The sequence below is a fragment of the Streptomyces sp. Edi2 genome (assembly GCF_040253635.1).
Classification (GTDB): domain Bacteria; phylum Actinomycetota; class Actinomycetes; order Streptomycetales; family Streptomycetaceae; genus Streptomyces.
On record NZ_JBEJGX010000003.1, the window covers coordinates 2,652,207 to 2,672,012 of the forward strand.

The 19,806-nt window shown below is 70.3% G+C and carries 19 protein-coding genes; 8 read left to right on the plus strand and 11 right to left on the minus strand.

Annotation, left to right across the window (positions count from 1 at the left end; genetic code table 11):
• Positions 1–378: 378 nt before the first annotated feature.
• The 6 genes from ABR737_RS15085 to ABR737_RS15110 all read left to right on the plus strand — a co-directional run bounded on the left by ABR737_RS15085 (position 379) and on the right by ABR737_RS15110 (position 5,792).
• The gene (locus ABR737_RS15085; protein ID WP_350250695.1) at positions 379–1,131 is read left to right on the plus strand and encodes a DUF4383 domain-containing protein; all 753 of its coding nucleotides are present in this window, start codon (positions 379–381) and stop codon (positions 1,129–1,131) included.
• A gap of 283 nt (positions 1,132–1,414) precedes the next feature.
• Positions 1,415–2,122: a FadR/GntR family transcriptional regulator gene (locus tag ABR737_RS15090; RefSeq protein ID WP_350250696.1), complete on the plus strand. Its 708-nt coding sequence runs from the start codon at positions 1,415–1,417 to the stop codon at positions 2,120–2,122.
• A 140-nt stretch (positions 2,123–2,262) separates the two neighbouring features.
• Positions 2,263–3,408 (plus strand): galactonate dehydratase, encoded by a 1,146-nt coding sequence (gene dgoD, locus ABR737_RS15095; RefSeq protein WP_350250697.1) that lies wholly within the window; start codon positions 2,263–2,265, stop codon positions 3,406–3,408.
• A 203-nt stretch (positions 3,409–3,611) separates the two neighbouring features.
• Positions 3,612–4,232 carry a bifunctional 4-hydroxy-2-oxoglutarate aldolase/2-dehydro-3-deoxy-phosphogluconate aldolase gene (locus tag ABR737_RS15100; RefSeq protein WP_350250698.1) on the plus strand — a complete coding sequence of 207 codons (621 nt, stop codon included), beginning with the start codon at positions 3,612–3,614 and terminating at the stop codon, positions 4,230–4,232.
• A gap of 350 nt (positions 4,233–4,582) precedes the next feature.
• A complete protein-coding gene (locus tag ABR737_RS15105) occupies positions 4,583–5,557 on the plus strand; it encodes a sugar kinase (RefSeq protein WP_502964326.1) in 975 nt (324 codons plus the stop codon).
• 25 nt (positions 5,558–5,582) lie between these two features.
• Positions 5,583–5,792, plus strand: coding sequence for an FmdB family zinc ribbon protein (locus ABR737_RS15110; protein WP_350250699.1), 210 nt, complete (start codon positions 5,583–5,585; stop codon positions 5,790–5,792).
• Between the two features lie 111 nt (positions 5,793–5,903).
• Here ABR737_RS15110 and ABR737_RS15115 read toward each other — a convergent pair whose 3' ends face one another.
• The 3 genes from ABR737_RS15115 to ABR737_RS15125 form a co-directional block, all read right to left on the minus strand.
• Positions 5,904–6,527 (minus strand): O-methyltransferase, encoded by a 624-nt coding sequence (locus tag ABR737_RS15115; RefSeq protein WP_502964485.1) that lies wholly within the window; start codon positions 6,525–6,527, stop codon positions 5,904–5,906.
• A gap of 180 nt (positions 6,528–6,707) precedes the next feature.
• Positions 6,708–7,367, minus strand: coding sequence for a response regulator (locus tag ABR737_RS15120; protein WP_350250701.1), 660 nt, complete (start codon positions 7,365–7,367; stop codon positions 6,708–6,710).
• Positions 7,358–8,497, minus strand: coding sequence for a sensor histidine kinase (locus ABR737_RS15125; protein WP_350250702.1), 1,140 nt, complete (start codon positions 8,495–8,497; stop codon positions 7,358–7,360). The genes ABR737_RS15120 and ABR737_RS15125 overlap by 10 nt, the downstream gene beginning before the upstream one ends.
• A 108-nt stretch (positions 8,498–8,605) precedes the next feature.
• Here ABR737_RS15125 and ABR737_RS15130 point away from each other — a divergent pair, with 108 nt between their 5' ends.
• Positions 8,606–9,244: a DedA family protein gene (locus ABR737_RS15130; protein ID WP_350250703.1), complete on the plus strand. Its 639-nt coding sequence runs from the start codon at positions 8,606–8,608 to the stop codon at positions 9,242–9,244.
• On the opposite strand, the gene ABR737_RS15135 is transcribed toward ABR737_RS15130, so the two are convergent.
• The 3 genes from ABR737_RS15135 to ABR737_RS15145 all read right to left on the minus strand — a co-directional run bounded on the left by ABR737_RS15135 (position 9,207) and on the right by ABR737_RS15145 (position 14,032).
• A complete protein-coding gene (locus ABR737_RS15135) occupies positions 9,207–10,082 on the minus strand; it encodes an HAD family hydrolase (protein ID WP_502964327.1) in 876 nt (291 codons plus the stop codon). The two genes, ABR737_RS15130 and ABR737_RS15135, sit on opposite strands and share 38 nt — an antisense overlap.
• Positions 10,082–12,784: a phosphoribosyltransferase gene (locus ABR737_RS15140; protein WP_350250704.1), complete on the minus strand. Its 2,703-nt coding sequence runs from the start codon at positions 12,782–12,784 to the stop codon at positions 10,082–10,084. The genes ABR737_RS15135 and ABR737_RS15140 overlap by 1 nt, the downstream gene beginning before the upstream one ends.
• 75 nt (positions 12,785–12,859) lie before the next feature.
• Positions 12,860–14,032: an HpcH/HpaI aldolase/citrate lyase family protein gene (locus ABR737_RS15145; RefSeq protein WP_350250705.1), complete on the minus strand. Its 1,173-nt coding sequence runs from the start codon at positions 14,030–14,032 to the stop codon at positions 12,860–12,862.
• Between the two features lie 218 nt (positions 14,033–14,250).
• Between ABR737_RS15145 and ABR737_RS15150 the strand changes: the two genes are divergently transcribed.
• On the plus strand, positions 14,251–15,435 hold the full coding sequence (locus ABR737_RS15150; RefSeq protein ID WP_350250706.1) for a TerD family protein: 1,185 nt from the start codon (positions 14,251–14,253) through the stop codon (positions 15,433–15,435).
• A 209-nt stretch (positions 15,436–15,644) separates the two neighbouring features.
• Here the strand turns inward: ABR737_RS15150 and ABR737_RS15155 are convergent, their stop codons facing one another.
• The 5 genes from ABR737_RS15155 to ABR737_RS15175 form a co-directional block, all read right to left on the minus strand.
• The gene (locus ABR737_RS15155) at positions 15,645–16,397 is read right to left on the minus strand and encodes a TerD family protein (RefSeq protein ID WP_350256791.1); all 753 of its coding nucleotides are present in this window, start codon (positions 16,395–16,397) and stop codon (positions 15,645–15,647) included.
• Positions 16,398–16,486: 89 nt separating this feature from the next.
• Positions 16,487–17,614, minus strand: coding sequence for a DUF475 domain-containing protein (locus ABR737_RS15160; RefSeq protein ID WP_350250707.1), 1,128 nt, complete (start codon positions 17,612–17,614; stop codon positions 16,487–16,489).
• Positions 17,615–17,667: 53 nt separating this feature from the next.
• Positions 17,668–18,243 (minus strand): TerD family protein, encoded by a 576-nt coding sequence (locus ABR737_RS15165; RefSeq protein ID WP_350250708.1) that lies wholly within the window; start codon positions 18,241–18,243, stop codon positions 17,668–17,670.
• 215 nt (positions 18,244–18,458) lie between these two features.
• Entirely contained in the window at positions 18,459–19,034 is a 576-nt protein-coding gene (locus ABR737_RS15170) for a TerD family protein (protein WP_086721103.1), read from the minus strand.
• Positions 19,035–19,214: 180 nt separating this feature from the next.
• The gene (locus tag ABR737_RS15175) at positions 19,215–19,673 is read right to left on the minus strand and encodes a peroxiredoxin (protein ID WP_030991456.1); all 459 of its coding nucleotides are present in this window, start codon (positions 19,671–19,673) and stop codon (positions 19,215–19,217) included.
• Between the last annotated feature and the right edge of the window lie 133 nt (positions 19,674–19,806).

Below are 19,806 nucleotides of genomic sequence, written 5' to 3' on the forward strand. Positions count from 1 at the left end.
GAGGCTCCGGAGGGCGGCTGTGACCGCCAGGCATGACTGGGACTCCGGAGGGCGGCTGGGACCGCCGGGCACGGCTGGGACTCCGCACGGCCCCTGATACTCCGGCTGAGACCTCCAGGCGGCCGCTGGGACCGCGGGCCGGCTGGTGCTCCCAGCCCGGATAGCACACAGGTACTTACCCGTCGTCGGGGCCGTCACCAGGGATGTCATCCGGAATGTCACCGGGCTGTCCGGGTTCCGTACTCGTCACCTGGGTCATGCTCAGGTCACCGCGGCTACGTGCCCGTCACCCAGGGTGCAATGGCGTGATCTCGCACGTGGGCGGATCCTGGAGGGAAGTACGGCCCAGGCGGCACACCTGCGCGAAGGAGGCCGGAGATGGCTACTGGGGCTACTGGCCAGACCCTGCACGGGCCCTCGAACCCCTTTCACCGGACGAAGACGCATCACACCCGGCTCGATGAGCATCTGCCCGTGGACCACCGGCTCAGCAAGGTCTACCGCATCGGTGCGGGGCTGATGGGCTTGGTGCTGATCGCCTTCGGCATCCTCGGGCTGACCCACCACATCGGCTTCTTCGACACCGGCGGCGACACCGTTGCCGGGCTGAACACCAACGGCTCCCTGAGCATCCTCTCCATCGTCGTCGGCGCGATCCTCGTCGCCGGCATGGTGATCGGCGGGAACTTCGCCTCCACCCTCAACATCGTGTTCGGCATCCTGTTCCTCCTGAGCGGCTTCGTGAACCTGGCGCTGCTGGACACCGACGCGAACTTCCTCGCCTTCCGGCTCCAGAACGTCCTCTTCAGCTTTGTGGTCGGACTGTTGCTGCTGGTCTTCGGGATGTACGGACGGGTCAGCGGCGGCCTCTCGCACGACAATCCGTACTGGCGCGCCCGGCACCCGGAGGAAGCGGAGCGGTTCGACCGCGGCCAGCTGCATCCCGTCTCCGGCATGACGGCCGCCCGGCAGGCGGCGCGGGTCAAGGTCCAGGGCGCCTCGCACGCCGGGCGCGGTTCGATCGGCGCCGGCACCAGCGGGAGCAGATCCCGCACGGGCATGAGCATGGATACGGATACGAGTGCAAGTACGGATACGGGTACTGCCTCCTCCGGTGGCAGGAGGCCCTGAGCCGGGGCGAGGAGAGACGTCAGGGCGTACCGAGGTGGGAATGGGGTGCTCGGTACGCCCTGACGGCTGATGACGGGTGGTGTTGGATCACGGCGGCCTGAGTTACAGGTGCGTGGGTGACAGGGGGCTGCCAGGCCCGGGGCTGCATGGCCCGAGGGGGACGGCGTCGACAGCAGCCGTAGCCGGGCGGGAAGTGGACAGGCCGGAGCAACAGCCGAGTGGCACCAGGTGGGTTGGCGGGGGCCGGCAGGTCGGCGAACACGGGGAGAGCTGGGAGCACACGATGAGCCGTTCGGGGCACACCGCTTCCTCCGTCGGCGGGCACGGGGTGCACCACGAGGCGGTCGAAGCGCTCGCCGGGCGGATCATCAAGGGCACTTACGGTGAGGGTGACAGCCTCGTCATGGCGGAGGTGATGGCACAGCTGGACGTGACACAGACCGTGCTGCGCGAGGCGGTCAAGGTGCTGACGATGAAGGGCCTTCTCGATACCGACAAGGCGCGTGGCACGTTCGTCCGCCCCCGGGAGGACTGGAACCTGCTGGATGCGGACGTCCTGCGCTGGAAGCTCGCGGCCGGTGTCTCGTCCGACTTCTTCGCCGATGTGCTCGAACTGCGCCGTTCCATCGAACCCGCGGCGGCCGCGCTCGCCGCGGAACGCCGTACGGATGACGATCTGGCGGCGCTGAACGCCGCGCTCGGTGCGATGGCCGGGGCCGACACCGATCCGGCACTGCTCGTCCGCGCCGATGCGTCGTTCCACACGGCGATGCTGATCGCCTCGAACAATCGCTTCTACGCGCAGATGCACCGGGTGATCGTGCCGGTGCTCGTCCAGCGCGACCGGGCCGTGCTCGCCGCGGACGGCGCGTTCGAGCATCCTCATGCGGCCCACGCCGCGGTGGTCGAGGCCGTACGGGACCGGGACGTCGACGGCGCCTACATGGCGATGCTCGAACTGCTTGATCAGTCGGCGCGGGAGCATCCGTAGGGGCATCCGTAGGGGCTTGGGGGAGCATCCGGGCTTGGGGAGCATCCTTAGGGGCTTGGGGGAAAGGCTTCGGGCCGGTAAAGCGGACTGCGCCCGTAGGCGGCGCGCCGCCCCGCACCCCGACAGGACGGAGCCGGTCCATGAAGATCAGCCGCATCGAGACGTTTCTCGCGCCGCCGCGCTGGCTGTTCGTCCGGGTGGAGACCGATGAGGGCGTCGTCGGCTGGGGCGAGCCGGTGGTCGAGGGGCGGGCCGAGCCGGTCCGGGCGGCGGTGGAGGTGCTGTCCGAATACCTTCTGGGCCAGGATCCGGCGCGTATCGAGGACCACTGGCAGGTCATGACCAAAGGCGGCTTCTACCGCGGCGGGCCCGTCCTGTCGTCCGCCGTCGCCGGCCTGGACCAGGCCTTGTGGGACATCAAGGGGAAGCGGCACGGTGTCCCCGTCCACCAGCTGCTGGGCGGGCCGGTCCGCGAGAAGATCCGCGCCTACGCATGGGTGGGCGGCGACGAGCCGCACGCCGTCCGCGACGCGGTCACCGCCCAGGTCGAGGCGGGTTTCACCGCCGTCAAGATGAACGGCTGCGGCCGGATGACGCCGGTGGCCACCCGCGCGGAGGTACGAGACTGCCTGCTGCGCGCCGAGACCGCACGTGAAGTCCTCGGCGACGAACGGGACTTCGGCCTCGATTTCCACGGCCGGGTCTCGCCCGCCAACGCCCGCAGGCTCCTCCCCCTGCTGGCCGACTACGCACCGATGTTCGTCGAGGAGCCGGTTCTCCCCGACTACCCGGAAGCCCTCCCCGGCCTCGTCAACGCCTCCAGCATTCCCCTCGCACTCGGTGAACGTCTCTTCACCCGGCGAGAGTTCCTGGCTCCCCTGCAAGCCGGCGTGGCGATCCTCCAGCCCGATATCTCGCATGCGGGCGGCGTCTCCGAGCTGCGCCGGATCGCCGCGCTCGCGGAGGTGTACGGGGCGCAGCTCGCCCCGCACTGCCCGCTCGGCCCGGTCGCACTCGCCGCCAGTCTCCAAGTCGCCTTCACCACCCCGAACTTCCTCATCCAGGAGCAGTCCATCGGGATCCACTACCACCAGGGCGCCGAGCTGCTGGACTACGTGGTGGACCCGGAGCCGTTCCGCTTCCACGGGGGTTCACTGCTGCGGACCGACCGCCCCGGGCTCGGTGTGGAAGTGGACGAGGACGCGGTGCGGGCGGCGGATGAACGGGGCCACGCCTGGCGGAACCCCGTGTGGCGCCATGAGGACGGGTCGTTCGCCGAATGGTGAGGGGACGGGGGCTGCCGGCCCCCCCAGCGCACACAGCGCACCCAGTCCCCCCGGGCACACCCGGCCCCCCCCCAGGCGCACCCTGCACACCCGGTACACCTGTCAGCGCGGCCCGGAATAATCGAAGGTGTCACCCGAGCGCCCGAACGACCCAGCCGCGCAGTCACACACGCGGCGGGGTGCAGGAGAAAGCAGGAATCGCCATGGACCTCAGCACAGCGCTCCGGACCGAGCGGCTGGTCGCCATCATCCGGGGCAGAGATGCGGAGGCGTCCTTCCGTACCGTCATGGCGCTTGTGGAGGCGGGACTTCCGCTGATCGAGATCTCGCTCAGCGGGAAGGACGCCCTCACCGTGATCCGGCGGGCGCGCGCCGAGCTCGGCGACGCGGCCTGGCTCGGCGCGGGCACCGTCCTGACCGCAGCTGACGCCCGGCGCGCCGCCGAAGCCGGGGCGAATCTCATCGTCACCCCCGGACTCGGGGCCGGTCTGGAGGAGTCCGTACGCCAGGGGCTGCCGACGCTCGCCGGCGTGATGACGCCGTCCGAGGTGATCGCGGCGGACGCGCTGGGCGTCTCGGCCCTGAAGCTGTTCCCGGCGTCGGCCGGCGGGCCCGCGTATCTGCAGGCGCTGCGTGCGCCCTTCCCCGAGCTGCCGTTCGTGCCGGTCGGTGGCGTGGACGCGGCCGCTGCGCAGGCGTACTTCGCCGCCGGGGCGGTGGCGGTGGGTGTCGGCTCGCCGCTGGTCGGGGACGCGGCGGACGGCGGCGACCTGGACGGACTGCGCAAGCGCGCGGCGGAGTTCAGGGCGGTGTGCGCGCGATGACGGGGAGGCGGTCGGCTGCCGGGGGCGGCGAAGCACAGCGGGACGGGGACGATCACAGGGACGGAGACGGGCACGGAGACGGGGACGGGCACGGAGACGGGCACGGGGGCGGAGACGGGCACGGAGACGGGCACGGGGGCGGAGACGGGCACGGAGACGGAGACGGGCACGGGGACGGGCACAAGCACAGGCACGGGGACGAGGGTGGGCACGCGCAGCACGACGGCGCCGACCCCCGCCCTGGCCTCCGCCCCGACGGCCTCCCCGGCCCCCGCCCCGGTGCCGCCCCGGGCCGTCCATCGGCTCCCCGGCAGCCGGGCCGTCCGGACGTCTTCACCTTCGGCGAGACCATGGTCGCGCTGCGCGGCAGCGGCCCGCTGAAGCTCGGCGGCACGATGCAGGTCTCCATCGCCGGAGCGGAGAGCAATGTCGCGATCGGGCTGGCCCGGCTCGGGCACGAGGTGCGCTGGGCGGGTGCGGTCGGCGAGGACGAGGCCGGGGAGCTGGTGCTGCGTACGCTGCGCGCCGAGGGCGTCGAGGTATCCGGCGCCTCGACCGATCCCGGAGCCCCGACCGGGCTGCTGCTGTTCGAGCCGCGGCTGCCCGACGTCACCCGGGTGCACTACTACCGTGCGGGATCGGCCGGCTCGCGGCTCACGGCAGGCATGGTCGAGCGCGCCTTCCGCGCAGCCCCGCCCCGCGTCCTGCACCTGACGGGCATCACCCCCTCCCTGAGCCCCACGGCTCGCTCGGCAGCCCTGCAGTCCCTCCGACTGGCCCGCGAGTACGGCTCCTTGGTCTGCCTCGATGTCAACTTCCGCGCGCGGCTGTGGACGGCCGAGGAAGCGGCCGTGGTCCTGGACGAGTGGATCCCCTACCTGGACCTCCTGATCGCCTCCGATGACGAGCTTCCGCTGTGCCTGCCGCCCCCGGAAGCCGGCAGCGGCTCAGACAGCGGCTGCGGCGGTGGCTCCGACGGTGGCTCCGCCGCCGGTATCGCGTCGCAGGCCGGGCTGCTGAGGGAGCGGGGCGTCGGCGAGATCGTGGTCAAGCTCGGCGCGGACGGGGCGACGGCCTTCACACACGACGGCTCCCTGCACCGGTCCGCCAAGTCCGTACGGGCCGTCGATGCCGTAGGGGCCGGCGATGCCTTCGTGGCCGGCTATCTGTCGGCGCTGCTGGACGGTGAGGGGGCGGCCGAGTGCCTGGAGCGGGCCGTCACCACGGGAGCGTTCGCCGTCGCCTCCCCCGGCGACTGGGAGGGCGCGCCGACCCGTGCGGAGCTGGGGATGCTGGGCGCGCCGCCCGGCACCGTCGTCCGCTGAGCGACGCCACGGCTAACCTGTGCCCATGCCTCGTTACGAATACCGGTGCCGCCCCTGCGGCTCCACCTTCGAGCTGAACCGGCCGATGGCCGAGTCCTCCGCCCCGGCCGTGTGCCCCGAGGGCCATGAGGACACCGTGAAGCTCCTCTCCACGGTCGCCGTCGGCGGCTCCGCGACGCCTGCTGCCCCGCAGGGCGGGGGCGGCGGCTGCTGCGGGGGCGGCTGCTGCGGCTAGTACTCACGGCAACTGCGGGGGGCATGGGGGCCCCGGCCCTCGCCCCGCAGTACGCCACGGCCTCAGGACCCTGCCCCGGCTTTGCGGCCGACTCCGATGCCTCGGCCGCCGCTACCTCTTGCGCGCCAGCGTCAGCCCGTCGGCCACCGTGAGAATGACCGCCTCCATACGTGAGTCCTCCACGACGTGGTCGTTGAAGGCCCTGATCGCCAGGGCCGACCCGGTCGCCGCCGGGTCGGCAACCTCCCCGTGGTAAAGGACGTTGTCCGCAACGATCAGGCCGCCCGGCCGCATCCGGGGCACCAGCTCTTCCCAGTACGCGATATAGCCGCCCTTGTCCGCGTCGAGGTAGGCAAGGTCGATATGCGGCTCCGCCGGCATCGCCCGCAGCGTTTCCAGCGCGGGCGCGATCCGCAGCTCGACACGGTCCCCGACACCGGCCTTCTCCCATGCCTCCCGGCCGTACGCCGTCCACTCCTCGGAAACATCGCAGGCGATCAGCGTGCCGTCCACGGGCAGCGCCTGCGCCATGGACAGCGCCGAAAACCCGGTGAACGTCCCCACCTCGACGACATTCCGGGCCCCGATCAGCCGCACCAGGAACGCCAGCAGGGGCCCCTGCTCCTCCGCCGACTGCATCCCCGCCGCCTCGGGGAACTGCTGGCGGGTGATCTCCACGATGTCCCGCTGCGCGGCGTTCAACGGTGGGTTGTGGGCGAGGACGTAGTCGTACATCTCCGCCGTGATCGGCGTGCTCTTGGACTCGGTCACTGGCTCTCCCCTGGTTCAAGGATCGCGGTCTCGGCCGATCACCGGACGATGCGGCCACCGCCTCGGCGAGAGTAACCGAGCCTTCACCTTCACCGACTGCTTTCCATGCCTCCCTTCCCACACGCCTCGCTCCCCGCCCCGGTCTCACGTCCCCAGATAGCGCAACACCGCCAGAACCCGGCGCGAGTATCCGGACGTGCCGACCAGATCGAGCTTGTCGAAGATCGCGTTGATGTGTTTCTCCACGGCGCTCAGCGAGATGTGCAGCCGGACGGCGATCGCCGCGTTGGTGTAGCCCTGCGCCATCTCACCCAGCACCTCCCGCTCACGTGCGGTGAGGGTGCCCAGCGGATCCGTGCGGCGGCTGCGCCTCAGTAACTGCCGTACGACTTCGGGGTCGAAGGCCGCCTGGCCGGCGGCCACCCGATCCAGCGCGTCCAGGAACTCGTCCACCTGGAGCACCCGGTCCTTGAGCAGATATCCCACTCCCTCGCTGTCGTCGGTCAGCAGCTCCGTCGCATAACGACGCTCGACGTACTGCGAGAGCACCAGCACGCCGATCTCGGGCCAGAGCTCCCGGATCTGCACGGCGGCGCGCAATCCTTCATCGGTGTGTGTGGGTGGCATCCGGACGTCCACGACCACCGCGTCCGGTTTCTCGCCCTGCTCCCCCGCCTGCTCCAGCACGGCGATCAGCTGATCGGCGTCGCCGACCGCTGCCGCGACCTCATGTCCTTCTTCGGCGAGAAGGCGCACCAGGCCCTCCCGCAGCAGGGTCGAATCGTCGGCAAGCACTACGCGCACGGCAGCTCCGCGGTGATGATGGTCGGTCCGCCGGCCGGGCTGTCCACCTGGAACCGGCCGTCGAGGGCGGCGACCCGGCGCGCCAGCCCGAACAGGCCGGTGCCGGAGGAATCCGCGCCGCCCGATCCATCGTCCTCGATGTGCACGAGCACGGCGTCCTCGCCAGGGGCGACGCGGACCGTTATCCGTCCGGCGTCGGAATGCTTGACGGCATTGGTGACGGCTTCGGAGACCACGAAGTAGGCGACCGTTGCCACGGCGGTGTCGGGTTCGGTGACAAGTTCGTAGTCGAGGCGTATAGCGATGGCCGAGCGTTCCGCGACCGTTTCCAGGGCTGCGCGCAGCCCCGCTTCGTCCAGCACCGTCGGATAGACCCGCCAGGCCACCTCGCGCAGCTCGGTCAGTGCCTGGCTGCTCTCCTCATGGGCCTGGCGCAGGAGTTGGTCCGCCCGCTGCGCGTCCCGGCTGCGCAGCGCGCGGCCGAGCAGCATCCCCAGGGCCACCAGCCGCTGCTGCACACCGTCGTGCAGATCGCGCTCGATACGGCGGCGCTCATCGTTGACCGCGGCGATGACGCCGGCGCGGCTGGTGGCCAGTTGCTCGATGCGGCGCTCCAGCGCTTCTTGGTGGCTGGGGCCCAGGAAGTGCCGTGCCAGCTTGGCCTCCAGCCCTGCGACGCCGAAGCTGCCCTGCAAGCTGAGGAAAAGGAGGAAGAGGCCGCCGACCGTCGACAACGCGAGGTCACCGGGTCGGCGGACGCCGTGAAGCGGCAGGATGAAGATCCATGAGGTGCCGTAAGCCGCTCCGATCAGTGCCGCGCTCAGGACGAGAGCGCTCAGCAGGCCCAATCCCCAGCGCAGGGAGAGATATTGGAGCGCGCGGCGGTCGGTGTATGCGTCTGATGTGTCGGCCGCGACATAGACGCGGAGACGGCTTCGATTGTTCTCGGTCAGGAGCCGCGCCGCGCCGCACACGTGCTTGAGGACCATGCGGCGGCCAAGCGGCCAGGCGAGGACGAGCAGGAGGGAGAGGCCGGAGAGTACGACGAAGGGGAGCTCGGCCGCCGCCATCGCGGCACCGAGCACCAGCCCTGTCGCCAAGCGCAATCCGCGCCGTGCCATTCCCAACATGATCAAAACGCTAGTCGCACCGCACGTCCTCGCGCACTGCGGAAAACCGCAGTCTTTTGTGCGGTGTACCGCAATGTGCTGCGAGGAGCGAATTCATAGCGTTGAATCATGATCGAGAGCATCGGAAACACCGCCCCTGGCTGGATCACCGGCCTCATGGACACCCTCGGCGCACCCGGCGCAGGTGTGGCCATCGCCGCGGAAAATCTCTTCCCGCCTCTGCCGAGCGAGGTGATCCTGCCGCTGGCGGGCTTCGCCTCCGCCCGCGGCAGCATGCATCTGGCGTCCGCGCTCGCGTGGACGACGCTCGGCTCGGTGAGCGGCGCCCTGGCGCTGTATGGCGTGGGAGCGTTGCTCGGGCACGAGCGAACTGTCGCGATCGCATCGAAACTGCCGCTGGTAAGGGTGTCGGACATCGAGAAGACGGAGCACTGGTTCCGACGACACGGAACGAAGGCAGTGTTCTTCGGCCGGATGATCCCCCTCTCCCGCAGCCTCATCTCGATACCCGCCGGCATCGAGCGCATGCCGATACCGGTCTTCCTCGCCCTGACCACCCTCGGCAGCCTCGTCTGGAACACGATCTTCGTCCTCGCCGGCTATCTGCTCGGCGACAACTGGGAGGAGGTGACGGGGTATATGGACGTCTATTCGAAGGTGGCCCTCGCGGCAACTGCGCTGGCGGTGGCGGTCTTTGTCGTTGCCCGCGTCAGCCGGTGCGGCCCGGGCGCACGGCGCCGCGGATGAAGGCCCGTACGATTTCCTCGCCCGCGGCGACGCCCCGTTCGTCGAGGGCCGTGACATGAGGGGCCTGCCAGCCGGAGTCCGCCAGTTCGCCGTGGCCGGGCCGCCATGCACGGTCCGCGGCCAGCAGCAGATCGGCGTCGAGGAGGGAATCGCCGGCCGCAAGGATCTCGGACGCTCCGGTGCGGCGGGCCACTTCCGCCACGGCTGCGCTCTTGGTCAGCGGCTTCGGCACGGCGTAGATCTTGCGGCCCTGCAGGGACACGGTCCAGCCGCGTTCGCCGGCCCAGCCGGTCAGGTCCTTCACCCAGGTGTCCGGCAAGAGCGGCCGCTCCACGACGAGATAGGCGAAAAGGTCCTCGGCAACGCGTTCCTTGCGCAGCCAGGCCGGGTCGGCGGTGCGGACCAGGTGCGCGCGGACCTCGTCCAGGGGCGCGCACTGCGCGGAGAGCCGCCCGGCGACGGTGCGCTGCCAGTCGGGGTCCGACTCACCGCGTACGAGCAGATGGCCGCCGTTGGCGCAGATGGCGAACTCGGGGGCGGGCCCGGGGAGGTGGATGCGGCGGTACTGCTCGCGGGTGCGGGTGGTGGCCGGGACAAAGGTGGTGGTGGCGGCCAGTTCGGCGAGCAGGGCGGCGGCCGTCTCCGTCATATAGGACAGCGGCTTGCGCTCATAGGTCTCGACGCACAGGAGCCGGGGAGCCTCGGCGTCCGGCATGGCGAGGCCCAGGGCGGGGGCCGAATAGATCAGGGTGCGGTCGAGGTCGCTGGCGACCAAAAGAGGGGCAGCGCGCAGCGCTTCCAGGGAAGGGTGGTGGTGGGCGAGGGGCCGGCCGCTCATCAAGAGGCCACCGCCTTGCCGTCGGCACCCGTGGCCCCGCGGGTGAAGCGGGGGTGGATCAACCCCACACAGCTGTAGGGCAGTTCGTCGACCTCTTCGACGGGCACACCCCGTTGTTCCGCCAGGAGGCGCACATGATCGAGGTCGGGCCCGGCCCCCTGCCGGGCCAGGATCTTCCAGGGGACCCGGCGCAGCAGCACGCGCGTGGTCTCGCCGACACCGGGCTTCACGAGATTGACGTCGTGGATGCCGTACTCCTCGCTGATCCGCTCGACGGCCGCCCAGCCCTCCCAGGTCGGCGCCCGGTCGGCGCCGGCCAGCTCCTTCGCCTCCGCGGCGACCTCCGCGGCCACCTCGTCGAAGCGGGCACTGACCGCGTCCAGGAACGCGCGCGACACATCCGCCGAGGCCAGGTCGCGGTAGAACTTCGCGCCGTGGAAGTCGTCCGGCCCCACGAGGTCGTCGCGCAGGACGGTGCGGGATATGAGGCCGGAGACGGTGGAGTTCAGGCAGGCGGACGGGATGAGGAAGTCGTCCCGGGTGCCGTAGGTCTCGACACAGCCACCGGGGTCGGCGAGCACGGCGATCCGGGGGTCAAAGCCCGGGAAGTCCGCCAGGGCCTGGGCGAGTTCGCGAGTGATGGCGCCCTTGCCGGTCCAGCCGTCCACGAAGACGACATCCGCCGGATCGTGACGGTCGGCCAGCCAGCGCAGCGCGGTGGTGTCGATGCCCCGGCCGCGGACGATCGAGAGGGTGTAGTGCGGCAGCTCCAGGCCGTGCGCGTGCAGCGCCCAGCGGCGCATCAGCACCCCGACGGGGGTGCCGGCCCGGGCCAGCGACACCAGCACGGGGCGCGGGCTGCGTTCGGCGAGCACGGTCTCGGTGACGGTCCCGACCGCCCGCGCGATACGGCTCGCGGAGGTCTGCAGCGCACTGTGAAAGAGCGCCTGGTACTGCTCGCTCGGCTGGTATTCGACCGGCAGCGACTCGGCGTAGTGGGCGCCACCGCGCTGAATCGCCTCCTCGCGCTCCTCGGTCGGCGCCTCGAGGGTCACGTCGGAGAGGTCCTGCAGCAGCCAGCCGACCTCGTCAGCGGTGTAGGAGGAGAAGGCGGGGCCGCGCAGCGGCTCGGGGAGGGGCATGGGCCGGGCCTGTGGTTCGGGATGCGGCGTGGACGGGGCCTGTGGCTGCGGGGCGTACGAGGGGATGACGGCGAGCAGCAGCCGGCCGGTGTGCTCGGCAAGCCGGTGCAGCAGACCGTCGGTGGCGTGCAGTTCCGGGGAGTCTCCGTGCGAGTCCACGACGGCCACGATGGCGTCGAAGCCGCGCTCCGGGTCGGCGCCTGCCGCCACGTTGTAGGCATACCGCTCCCCCGGGCCGTCGGCCGGCTTGTCGTGAGCAGGGAAGGACAGCCGGGTCCGTATCGCGTAACCGGGGTCGTCGACGGCGAGCACCGGCGACCGGGTGGTGGTGGAGAAGAAGACGCCCGGCCCCGCTGTCGTCGCGGACAGCCGGCCGCGCCGGAGCCCAGGGGCGCCATCCCCCGCATCGATGCCGTCAGGGTTCGGCGTCGGCCCGGCGCCGCCCGCCTCCTCGACCAGGAGGGCGTCCAGGGCCTCGGCTATCCGCAGCGGCGCGTACATCAATTCCTCGCTGCCGAGGACGAGGATGCGGCGGGCGCCGTCCAGCTGCCGGGCGATCCGGGTCGCCATGTGGGGCAGAGCGGCCTCCAGCCGGGCGCGGTGTGCCGGTGTGAAGCCGTGCCGACCGCCGTCCGGCAGCCCGGCGGGCCAGTCGAAAGCGACCCGCACGACGTCCGCGCCGCCACCGGGCGCCGGCGGTGCGTCGGCCGGCCCGGGGCCGCGGTCGGTGCGCTCGGAACCAGCGGCGTCGTGCCCGGAACCCGCTCCGTCGGAGCTCGCTCCCTCGGACGCGGTCCCCGTGACGGGCGCAGTGGCCCGTGCCGCCGCAAGGGCCTCCTGGGCGGCGACGAGTTCCTGGCCGCGGGTCAGGACGTCCGCCGGCAGACGTACGCCGCCCGCGGCCAGCGCCACGAGGTCGACGCGGGCGCCCAGTTCCGCCGCGAACTTCTCCAGGTGGCCGCGGTCCGCGTCGGAGCGCATGTCGACCAGGGCGACGACCACGTAGCGCTCGCGCGGGAAGTGCGCATGCAGCGCGGTGATCGTGTTCAGGACGGTCCGGCCGGTGGAGAACTCGTCGTCGACGAGCACCAGCGGCCCGTCCCCGGCGAGGAGTGCGCGGTTCTCCGGGAGCAGCAGATGCGAGGTCGCGTGGCTGTGCTCCTCCTCGAACCCGCCCACCTGCGCCACGCCCGCGACCGGCCGGCGGGTGGAGTGCAGATACGGCGCGAGGGCCAGGCCGTCGGCCACCGAATGTCCCAGGCCGGTGGCGGTTTCGGCGTAGCCGAGGACGACGGAGCGGGCAGCGGCCTCGTCGCCCAGCAGCTTCCGCACCCGGCGACCCAGCCCGACGCCGGCGCCATGGACCACGTCCGGCCGCTGGGGCACGTGCTTGCCGAGCACGTTCGACACGAGCAAATGGGCCCGCTTGGGGTTACGCCGCAGCGCCAGCCCCAGCAGTTCCGGCAGCTCGTCCCCGCCGCTCAGCGAGACATCGAGCCGTCCGGCGACCCATTCTCCCGTCCAGACCACGTGTTCCGTCTCCTTCGTCGTACCGGTCATCTGTTTCCCCGCAGGCCGCGTCTGCTCACGGCCGCTCATGCCTGCTCATGCCTGCCCACACCTGCCCACACCTGTTCATGCCTGCGGCAGGCTCGCCGTCAGCAGCTCCACGAACCCGATGCCTTCCCGGGCGACCCCGAACGCCTCGGCGCGCAGCAGGGTCCGCTCGGCCCAGGCGCGGTGCGGCTTCACCTCGTTCATCTTGTTCGTATAGGCGGAGCGCAGCACCCCGCCGTCGCCCCGTTCGGGACGCAGGATGTCGACCGCGTCGCTGAACTCCTCATGGCTGACGACCGAGAGGGCGTGCACCGGCGCGACATGCGAGGGGTGAATGCAGGTCTTGCCCTGCAGACCGTTCGCGCGGTCGAGTTCGATCTCCCGCAGCAGGCCGTCCATGTCGTGCTCGATCAGGGCCGTCCGCAACTCCTCGGCGCGGCCGAGGAACGGGCTGCGGCGCAGCTGCGGCTTGAACATCCGCTCCTGCAGCCGGAAGTACTCCCACACCGGGCCGGTGACCGTGAAGCCCGTGCCGTCCGCCCGCCCCAGCACATTCACCACATCGGCGATCACGGAGGCGACGATCTGGACGTCGTAGGCCGTCATGTCGGGAGCTCTGCGCAGTCCGTAGGCGGAGCAGAAGTCCGTGACGCCGAGCCGCAGGGCGAGCACCCGGTCCCGGTATTTGTCCACGGTCCGGGCGATGCCCGCCAGGGTCTCGGCGCGGCTCTCCAGATGCAGCAGCTGCGGCGATTCCAGCACCGGCATCACAAACAGCCGCCGGGCGCAGTCGCCCTCGGCCGCGTTCAGCGCTTCGAGGAACGGGATGCCACGCTCCTCGGTGAACTTCGGAAGTACAAAACCGGACAGCCTGTGTACGGCAGTGCCCATCCGGCGGACCAGGTCCGGTATTTGGCCGGGTGTGCGGACACGGACGAACAGCAGGGGAAGATCCGCACCCGCATCGGCCGCCTCGTCGAGCAGGGCGAGCTGCCGCACCAGGTTCTCCTCGCCGGCCTCGACGTCCCCGTCGCTTATGGAGTCCTCGAGGCACAGGACCATGGAAGTCACGCCACGAGCGGCCTGCTTGAGGACATCGGCGGCGAGTCGCGGGCGGGTGGCGGGGCTGTAGAGCGTCGCCCCCAGAGCGACCGCGAGCGTGCGGGCCGGGGAGTCGGCGGTGAACTCCACCGGCTCCTGGTGGAACAGTGTCTTCCGGATATCGGGCGAAAGGTGCCCAAAATGACGCATATAACTCCCCGTCTACATGCGGGATCCGGCACCCCCGCTGCGTCTCGCTGTCTGGATCCAGCCGGTAATCGTACGTGTGTGGGGGCATGGTTAGTTCCCGCGTACCGGAAAATCACGTAACCCCCACGAGGCGCGCCCGGGTATCGCGGCCGTACCCCGGAAACGGCTGGTGGCCCCCCGCGTTGTCGCTGCGACCTCCGGGAAGGCAGGATTGCGGCATGACGCACGCGATGCTGAAAGGGTCGAACGTACCCCTCGATGCCACGGCTGTCCGGGCCGTCCTGCGCTGGACCCCCGGCGCCGGTGTCCCCGACGTCGATGCCTCGGCCCTGTTGGTGGGACCCGAGGGGCGTGTGAACTCCGACGAGGACTTCGTCTTCTACAACCAACCACGGCACCCCAGCGGCCTGGTGCGGCACCTGCCCAAGACTCAGCTCGAGGAGAGTCTGACCGACACCATCGAGGCGGATCTGTCGGCGCTGGACGCATCGGTGGACCGGGTCGTGCTGGCCGCGTCGTCGGACGGTGGCGCGTTCGCGGGCGTCACGGATCTGCGGGTCGTGCTGTACGACGCGGCGCAGAGCGACGGCGAGCCGATCGCGGTCTTCGACGTGGTTCCCGAGACGGGCGAGGAGACGGCCCTGATCTGCGGGGAGTTGTACCGGCGCGCCGACAGCTGGAAATTCCGCGCCCTGGGGCAGGGGTACGAGAGCGGTCTGGTCGGCCTGGCGACCGAGTTCGGGATCTCGGTGGACGAGAACGAAGCCGCCGCCGACGGTCCGCCGGCCTCGGAAGCGCCGGTGTCGGCGCCGCCCGGCCCCGAACCCGTGGCGGCACCCACCGGCCCGGAACCGTCGTCGACCGCCGACCCGGCCCCGGGGAGCGATCCCGGCCCGTCCGGCGCCCCGGCGGCCCCCGGCCCGGCAGTGCCCGGCCCCGCCGCCTCCGCCGCGACCCCGCCGCCCAGCACCTGGCCCGAGGAGGCCTCCGGCCCCCCGTCCGCCGCGGGCCCCCAGGCCTCTTCGGCGTCGGATCCGGAAGCGGTCACCCAGCATGTGCCGGACGCCATGCCCGAGCCGCTGTCGTCCGCACCGCTTCCCTCACCCCCCACCGCGGCGCCCCCGGCGCCGGGAATGGCGCCCACGAGCGGCGGCTACGGCTATCCGCAGAACGTTCCGCCACCGCCGACGCAGCCCCCCACGCAGTTCCCGGCCCAGCCCGCCTACGGCTACCCGGGACCGCCGCCCCAGTACCAGCCGCAGCAGCCGCCGCTCCCGTACGGCGCTCCGCCCCCGGCCCAGCAACCGCCGGCCTCGACGTACGGCTACCCGGTGCAGCAGCCCTTCGTACCGGACCCGTCCTTCGTTCTGCCGCCCCAGGGCCCGCAGTTCCAGCGCCGTTAGGGAGACCGGGCGGGTGCCGCCGGCGGCATGGCCGCGGCACGGACGTAAGGCCGCGAGGGCGCCGCACGACGGGAGGCTGCGGGGCCGCAGCACCGGCGGGACCAGGGGGCCCGGAGGCAGGACAAGTGACCCGCCCCATCGTCGGCGGGCCGCTCGTCCCCGGCGCAGCACGCCCCCAGCTCAAGCACGCCCGGCTCAGCGTGCCCGGCTCAGGCGTTCGTCTTGTAGCCCCGCCCCCACTGCAGCCCCCAGCCGTACAGCCGGTCGAGCTCCGCCTGGAAGCCGTAGACGTACTTCACCTCGCGGCGCACCGTCAGCTCGCCCTTGACGTTCTCCAGCATGAAGATGGCGCAGGACCGGGCCTGTGGCGCCCGCTCGTCCAGCTTGACCTCCACCCGTGGTCCGCTGCTCGGGTAGAGCGTCACGACCGCATGCGTACGGTCGAAGGCGGGCGTGCCGTCGTAGATGTAGACGAAGATCAGCATGCGCTTGATCTCGTCGCGGTGATCCAGGTTGATGTACAGCGTCTCGCCGGACCCCGAACCGAAGCGGTCATCGCCGCTGAGCTTGACGAAGGGCGCCCCGTTGAGATCGCCCAGGAAGTTCCCCAGCGGCTGCACCACGCCCTTGGTGCCGTCCCTGAGCTCGTACAGACAGGCCAGGTCCAGGTCGACATTGACCACGGCCGGCCCCTGCGCCTGCACTATCTCCGGTTTGAACAGCTTGCCCGGATGCCGCAGCAGGCCGCCCCTGCCCGGCCCGCTCCGCTCGTGCAGGTCCGAGGGCCGCATCTGCCAGTGCAGATTGACCCGCAGATGCCCGCTGGCCGCCCCCTGCTTGGTCAGGGAAACGACCGGATTCCGTTTCGTCAGCTCGACGACGTAGGACGCGCCGCCGCTGTCGAAGTCGAACTTCGCAGCGCCACCGCGCCGCAGATACCCCAGGAACGACACCTTGCCCACCCCATTGCTCGGCCCCAACCACTGCGGGGCGGCCCGAGGTCCGCACCTCGGAGCCGCCCCGCAGAGAGCGTTCCTCAATCAGCGTCGCGTCACACTCCGGAGGTGACTTCCGACGTCGACTCCGAGGTATCCCCCGGCTTCCCCTCGCGCCGGTTCCTGATCACGGACGAGGCGAAGGAGAGGCCGATCAGCGTGATGCCCACCAGGCCGGTGACGACCTCGGGGATCTCGTACTTGATCGTGGCCAGCAGGATCACGGCCAGCGCGCCGATCGCGTAGTGGGCGCCGTGCTCCAGGTAGACGTAGTCGTCCAGGGTCCCCTTGCGGACCAGGAAGACGGTCAGCGAACGGATGTACATCGCGCCGATGCCCAGGCCCAGCGCCATCATGAAGATGTCGTTGGTGATCGCGAAGGCGCCGATGACGCCGTCGAAGGAGAAGGACGCGTCGATGACCTCGAGGTAGAGGAACATGAAGAACGCGGCCTTGCCGGCCAGGCCCACGGCCGCGCCGGTGCCGTTCTTCGCGGGAGCCGCCGCGGCCTCCTCGCCCTCTTCGTCCTCGTCCTCGAGCTTGGCCTCGAAGTAGCCGGAGATGCCGCCGACGACGAGATAGGTGATCATGCCCGCGACACCGGACAGCAGGACCGTGGCGCTCTTGTCACCGGCACCGTGCGCGGCGGCGGTGGCCACCGTCATCGCGCTCACCAGCAGGACGACCAGCCCGATGATGACGGACAGCATGTCGAGCTTGCCCATCTTGGCCATGGGCTTCTCGATCCAGGACAGCCACTTGTAGTCGCGCTCCTCGAATATGAAGTCGAGGAAGATCATCAGCAGGAAGATTCCGCCGAAGGCCGCGATGGCCGGGTGCGCGCTGGTGACCAGTTCCTGGTAATGCGCCTTGTCATTGATGGCGAGGTTGACCGCCTCGATCGGCCCCAGCTTCGCGGTGATCGCGACAATGACGACCGGGAACACCAGCCGCATGCCGAACACCGCGACGAGGATGCCGACGGTGAGGAAGATCTTCTGCCAGAAGGCGTTCATCTTGCGCAGGATGCCCGCGTTGATCACGGCATTGTCGAACGAGACGGAGATCTCCAGGACGGACAGGATCCCGACGATCGCGAGCCCCTGCCACCCCCAGAGCACGCCCGCCAAGGCGAGGCCTATCGCCGTGATGGCGAATGACCAGCCAAAGGTTTTCAGGAGCACTGCCTACCCAATCCCTCGCTGTATGGGGTCCCCCGCGCGCAGCGCGCGGCGCTTTACGAAACGTTGACCCCGAAGTCTAGAGCGATGCCCCGCAGACCCGACGCGTACCCCTGTCCTACCGCCCGGAACTTCCATTCGGCGTTGTAGCGGTACACCTCACCGAAGATCATCGCGGTTTCGCCGGAGGCGTCCTCGCTGAGGTCGTAACGGGCGAGTTCACTGCCGTCGGCCTGATTGACGATACGGATAAAGGCATTGCTGACCTGGCCGAAGCTCTGGCCGCGCGCATCGGCGTCATGAATCGAGACCGGAAAGACGATCTTGTCGACCTGCTCGGGCACCTGCGAGAGATCCACCAGGACCGACTCGTCGTCGCCCTCCCCCTCGCCGGTGAGATTGTCCCCGGTGTGCTCGACGGCGCCCTCGGGGCTCTTGAGGTTGTTGTAGAAGACGAAGTACTCGTCCCCCAGCACCCGGCCCGACCGGCACAGCAGCGCGCTGGCGTCGAGGTCGAAGGGTGCTCCGGTCGTGGACCGTGCGTCCCAGCCGAGGCCGACCATGATCTGCGTGAGATTCGGAGCGGCCTTGGAAAGGGAGACGTTTCCCCCCTTGGCGAGCGTGACGCTCATCGTGCGCTTCCTCCCCTGTGTCCGTGCGGGCCGTGCCCGGCGCGGCCCGTTCCCTTCCTGCACGTCCGGCGCCGCACTCCCCGGGCGGGGCGTACGGCGCCGGTCGCGGTCACTCCTGGTCCGGCAGCCCCTGCGGTGGCACTGCCCGGTCCGGACGTCGACGATCAGATGGCGGACCCCGTCGGCTCCCCAGGGGTCCCGCCGGCTCCGCTCGGTCAGACGTTGACGCCGAAATCCTGAGCGATGCCCCGCAGGCCCGAGGCGTAGCCCTGGCCGATGGCCCGGAACTTCCACTCGGCGCCGTTGCGGTACAGCTCGCCGAAGACCATGGCGGTCTCGGTCGAGGCGTCCTCGCTCAGGTCGTAACGCGCCAGCTCGTTGTTGTCGGCCTGGTTGACCACGCGGATGAAGGCGTTGCGGACCTGGCCGAAGCTCTGCTGGCGGGTCTCGGCGTCGTAGATCGACACCGGGAAGACGATCTTGGAGACATCGGCCGGCACAGCGGCCAGGTTCACCTTGATCTGCTCGTCGTCGCCTTCACCCTCACCGGTGATGTTGTCACCGGTGTGCTCGACCGAGCCGTCCGGGCTCTTCAGGTTGTTGAAGAACACGAAGTTCTGGTCGTTGGCCACCTTGCCCTGGTCGTTCGTCAGCAGGGCGCTGGCGTCCAGGTCGAAGTCCGTACCGGTGGTCGTACGCGCGTCCCAGCCCAGACCGACGACGACGGCGGTCAGATTGGGGGCTTCCTTCGTCAGCGAGACGTTGCCGCCCTTGCTGAGGCTGACTCCCACGAGTCCTCCCATAGATTCGAGGGGTACGTAAAGAATTGCGCCCCCATCGTGCATGGCATCGGATCAACGAATTGATCCTAGTGACCGGTTCCCACCGATTGCAGATATCGCACCTGGATCAGTGCGGATTCGGCCCGGTGGGCGCAGGGACTACGGGGGCGCCGGGGAGAGTGCTCCGCCTCAGAGGGTGTCGAGCGCCTTGGCGTACTCGTTCAGGTCACGGGCGTCGGGCAGGCCGTTGACGACCGTCCAGCGCACGACGCCTTCCTTGTCGATGATGAACGTGCCGCGCACCGCGCAGCCCTTCTCCTCGTCGAAGACGCCGTACGCCCGCGAGGCCTCGCCGTGCGGCCAGAAGTCCGACAGCAGCGGGTACTCCAGCCCCTCCTGCTCAGCGAAGACGCGCAGCGAGAACGGGGAGTCGTTGGAGACGGCCAGCAGCTGGACGTCGTCGTTGACGAACTTCGGCAGCTCGTCGCGGAGCGCGCAGAGCTCGCCGGTGCAGACGCCGGTGAAGGCAAAGGGGTAGAAGAGGAGGACGACGGCCTTCTCGCCGCGGAAGTCGGAGAGCCTGACCAGCTCGCCGTGCTGGTTCTTCAGCTCGAAATCCGGAGCCTTCGTGCCGACCTCGATCGCCATGGGGTGCTTCCCTTCCGCTCACACTCAACAGGACGCGGCCAACCCTACGCGCCGCGGTGCACGTCCGGGGAACCCGTCCTGAACAGGGCCGAGCCCCCTCCGGAACAGGCGGAGGGGGCTCGGTGGCGAATGG

Coding starts and splice junctions, on each gene's coding strand:
- ABR737_RS15165 (WP_350250708.1), bottom strand. CDS start 18,243: ATGAGCGTCACGCTCGCCAAGGGGGGAAACGTCTCCCTTTCCAAGGCC.
- ABR737_RS15130 (WP_350250703.1), top strand. CDS start 8,606: ATGATCGAGAGCATCGGAAACACCGCCCCTGGCTGGATCACCGGCCTC.
- ABR737_RS15090 (WP_350250696.1), top strand. CDS start 1,415: ATGAGCCGTTCGGGGCACACCGCTTCCTCCGTCGGCGGGCACGGGGTG.
- ABR737_RS15125 (WP_350250702.1), bottom strand. CDS start 8,497: ATGTTGGGAATGGCACGGCGCGGATTGCGCTTGGCGACAGGGCTGGTG.
- dgoD (WP_350250697.1), top strand. CDS start 2,263: ATGAAGATCAGCCGCATCGAGACGTTTCTCGCGCCGCCGCGCTGGCTG.
- ABR737_RS15150 (WP_350250706.1), top strand. CDS start 14,251: ATGACGCACGCGATGCTGAAAGGGTCGAACGTACCCCTCGATGCCACG.
- ABR737_RS15135 (WP_502964327.1), bottom strand. CDS start 10,082: ATGAGCGGCCGGCCCCTCGCCCACCACCACCCTTCCCTGGAAGCGCTG.
- ABR737_RS15145 (WP_350250705.1), bottom strand. CDS start 14,032: ATGCGTCATTTTGGGCACCTTTCGCCCGATATCCGGAAGACACTGTTC.
- ABR737_RS15105 (WP_502964326.1), top strand. CDS start 4,583: ATGGTCGCGCTGCGCGGCAGCGGCCCGCTGAAGCTCGGCGGCACGATG.
- ABR737_RS15110 (WP_350250699.1), top strand. CDS start 5,583: ATGCCTCGTTACGAATACCGGTGCCGCCCCTGCGGCTCCACCTTCGAG.
- ABR737_RS15115 (WP_502964485.1), bottom strand. CDS start 6,527: ATGTACGACTACGTCCTCGCCCACAACCCACCGTTGAACGCCGCGCAG.
- ABR737_RS15140 (WP_350250704.1), bottom strand. CDS start 12,784: ATGACCGGTACGACGAAGGAGACGGAACACGTGGTCTGGACGGGAGAA.
- ABR737_RS15175 (WP_030991456.1), bottom strand. CDS start 19,673: ATGGCGATCGAGGTCGGCACGAAGGCTCCGGATTTCGAGCTGAAGAAC.
- ABR737_RS15100 (WP_350250698.1), top strand. CDS start 3,612: ATGGACCTCAGCACAGCGCTCCGGACCGAGCGGCTGGTCGCCATCATC.
- ABR737_RS15085 (WP_350250695.1), top strand. CDS start 379: ATGGCTACTGGGGCTACTGGCCAGACCCTGCACGGGCCCTCGAACCCC.